Source organism: Streptomyces chiangmaiensis (genome assembly GCF_036281785.1).
Classification (GTDB): Bacteria; Actinomycetota; Actinomycetes; order Streptomycetales; family Streptomycetaceae; genus Streptomyces; species Streptomyces chiangmaiensis.
The window spans coordinates 1-2,847 of sequence record NZ_JAYWVC010000454.1; the positions used below are offsets into that span (position 1 = coordinate 1).

The 2,847-nt window shown below is 70.0% G+C and carries 2 protein-coding genes; both read right to left on the bottom strand.

The features are described from left to right. Nucleotides 1–328: 328 nt before the first annotated feature. The gene (locus tag VXC91_RS44265; protein WP_329512996.1) at nt 329–2,065 is read right to left on the bottom strand and encodes a S8 family serine peptidase; all 1,737 of its coding nucleotides are present in this window, start codon (nt 2,063–2,065) and stop codon (nt 329–331) included. A gap of 139 nt (nt 2,066–2,204) precedes the next feature. Continuing rightward, nucleotides 2,205–2,654 carry a hypothetical protein gene (locus VXC91_RS44270; RefSeq protein WP_329512997.1) on the bottom strand — a complete coding sequence of 150 codons (450 nt, stop codon included), beginning with the start codon at nt 2,652–2,654 and terminating at the stop codon, nt 2,205–2,207. Nucleotides 2,655–2,847 lie beyond the last annotated feature (193 nt).

Below are 2,847 nucleotides of genomic sequence, written 5' to 3' on the forward strand. Positions count from 1 at the left end.
AATGGGACACCACAGTTAGGCGTCCTTCGCCATCCACCGCGCCCTCCCTGCCGCATACACGACACGGGCACCGTCCAGCCACACCGCTGGGAGCCGGTGTGGCTGGACGGACGAGCCCTTTCAGCCTCATCCGGGGATGCTTAAGGCTTGGACCGCCCGTCCCCCGAACATCTTGCCGGCCGCTCGATCCCGGCCGGTCAGGGAACACCAGCCGCGAACCTCCGGGCACCCGAACAGCTCCTCCATCCCACCTCGGGCTGGCTTGCAAGCCGAACGACACCGCACTCTTGCGACGGGAATCGCTGCGTGTGCATGCGCGGGTGGGGATCTACCCGGCCATCGACGGCCGGTAGGGCGATAGGGCCGGGGCGAGTTGTACGCCGGGGGCCAGGCCGAGGGCGACGAGGGCGTCAGGCAGGCCTCGGCCGATACGGGCGGCGTCCATTGTGCCGGGGGCGGCGAGCGGGCGGCAGCTGGCGGCGATGATCTCGAAGAGGTGCTGTACCCGGCCGGGGCCGCGGGGCAGCAGCTGGCCGTGGAAGTCCTCGTGGTGGGCGAGAACGAGGGCAGCGAGGCCCGCGACGTGGGCCGAGGCCGTGCCGGTGCCGTCGAGGGCCGCATAACCGCCCTGCGGCGCGCACGACAGCACCGCCACACCCGGGGCGGCGGCATCGATGCCGGGGCCGTAGCAGCTGAAGGGGGCGGCGAACAGTCCTTCGGGTGTCAGCTGCGGGCCGTAGTGGGTGGATTGGGAGGTGTCGGGCGGGTAGGTGCCGAAGGCGCCGAGGGCGCCCACGGCGAAGACGGTGGGCAGCGAAGCGGGGAAGGCGATCGGTCCGCCGGTGTCGCCCGCCGGGGCGATGCAAGCGACGCCCGCCGCGTTCGCGTCGGCGAGTTTGCGGGAGACCAGGGTCGACGGGTAGGGGGTCGCCACCTGGATGTGGGCGATGTCGGCGTCGCCTTGGATGCAGTGGTCCAGGGCGGCGATCAGGTCGCTGAAGTGCCCGTCGGGCATCACCTGGCAGACGTCGATCTCGGCGTCGACGGCGATGCCGATGATGCCCTTGCCGGTGTCCGCGCCGGCGATGATGCCCGCCGCATGCGTGCCGCTGCCGATTGGGTCGTGGGCCCAGCCCTCGGTGGTGCCGCGGACGAGGTCGATGCCGGAGCGCACCCGCTGTTTCAGGTCGGGGTGGTCGATGCTGACGCCCGTACCGATGACCGAGATCTTGATGCCGAAGGCGCGGAAGGTGGGGGGCAGCCGGTCCAGATGCATGGCCTGCTGGCCCCAGCCGTACTGCTGCCGCTCCTCCAGTCCCGGGTACACCTTGGCCAGCGGGGTGAGGGTGACGAGGTTCTCCTGGGTCGCCGAGAGTTCCGGGCGGTGGATCCAGCGGTCGGTGTAGCCGCCTCTGGGGCGGATGTACAGGGACTGGATGGACTGCTCGGTGTCCGTCGCCAGCGTGATGGTGACCGTCCCCTCGGCGGCGGTGATGCCCTGGCTCGGCCAGGTCGCTCCGATCAGGAACACCGCCGCACCGGCCAGCGGTTCCCCGTCCGGGTCGCAGACCCGCAACGAGACTTCCGTGGGTTGTTCCAGCGGCAGGGCCAGCCCCGGATCGGGCAGCGGCAGGATGCCCGTGCCCGGGGTAGCGGCGGGTCCGGTTCCGGACAGCGGCAGATCCGGCTCGATGTGCACGTGCAGTGTCCGCATCGCCGGCAGTTGGGCCTCGGCCGCCTCGACGACCGCGATCTCTGGGCAGGAGGGGAGCACCCCGGCCGACTGCAGCTTCTCCGACGGCTGGAGTCGGCGGATCACCCTGACCTCGGGCATCCTCTCCAGCCGGTCGCACACCGCGTCCATGCTCAGTTCGGGCACTCCCGGTGGGAGCAGAGGTTGCGGCAGTGGGGTCACCATGTACCGCTGTCGGCGCGGCTGCACCGTGACCGGTGACGGCGCGCTGTTCTTGCGTGGTTCCGCTTTCCTCCCCTCGGGTCCCGCCCCGCCCGTCCCCGCGCCCTCCAACTCGCTCTCGCGATTGTTTCCGGGCCTTTCCTTGACCATCACGTCCACCTTCACCACGCCTGTGTTGTCCGTCCTGCTCGTGCTTGCTGGTCCAGCGACCGGGTGGGCCGCGATTCCACGGTGCTGCGGTGTGCCCGGACAACGGCCCGGGCACACCGCCCAGCGCACCGCCCCGGGGTCAGCCGATACCGAAGGGCTGACCCATCTGGCCGAAGCCGAAGCCGGGCTGCTGGTACTGCGGGAACTGCTGGCCGAACTGCTGCGGTCCGTACCCGCCGCCCCACGGCTGCGGGCCCTGCTGACTCTGCTGCACCAGGGTCGCGATCGCGGTCGGCAGCGCCTGCTGCACGGACTGCTCCACAGCGCTGCGCACGCCCTGCAGTAGCGCGTGGTGCAGCGCGACCGCCAGGTACGGGTGGGCCTGGTGGGCCAGGCCCTGCTGCTGCAGTTGCTGCTGGACCTGCTGGATCTGCTGCAGCGTCTGCTGCAGGCGCTGCGCGACCTGCTGGCTCGCCTGCTGACACGCCTGCTGGATGGTCTGCTGGACGATCTGTCCGATCTGCTGCTGCGGGGCGCCGATCTGCTGGCCGAACTGCTGCAGGGGTGGGGTACCGGTCATCACCGACATGAATGCTCCATTCGACGTCAACGGGAAGCCGACATAGGGGATTATGTTGGCTTTTTCGGAATGAATCCGACGTGTTGAAGCTAAGGTGACGCCGCCTTGCCTGCAATCGGGCGAGCCGCCCAGGAGATGGAATCCCCCCGATCGGCTTGAACCGGGGCGGTTCAGATCCGGGGGTGATGGGCTGTTCGGAGTT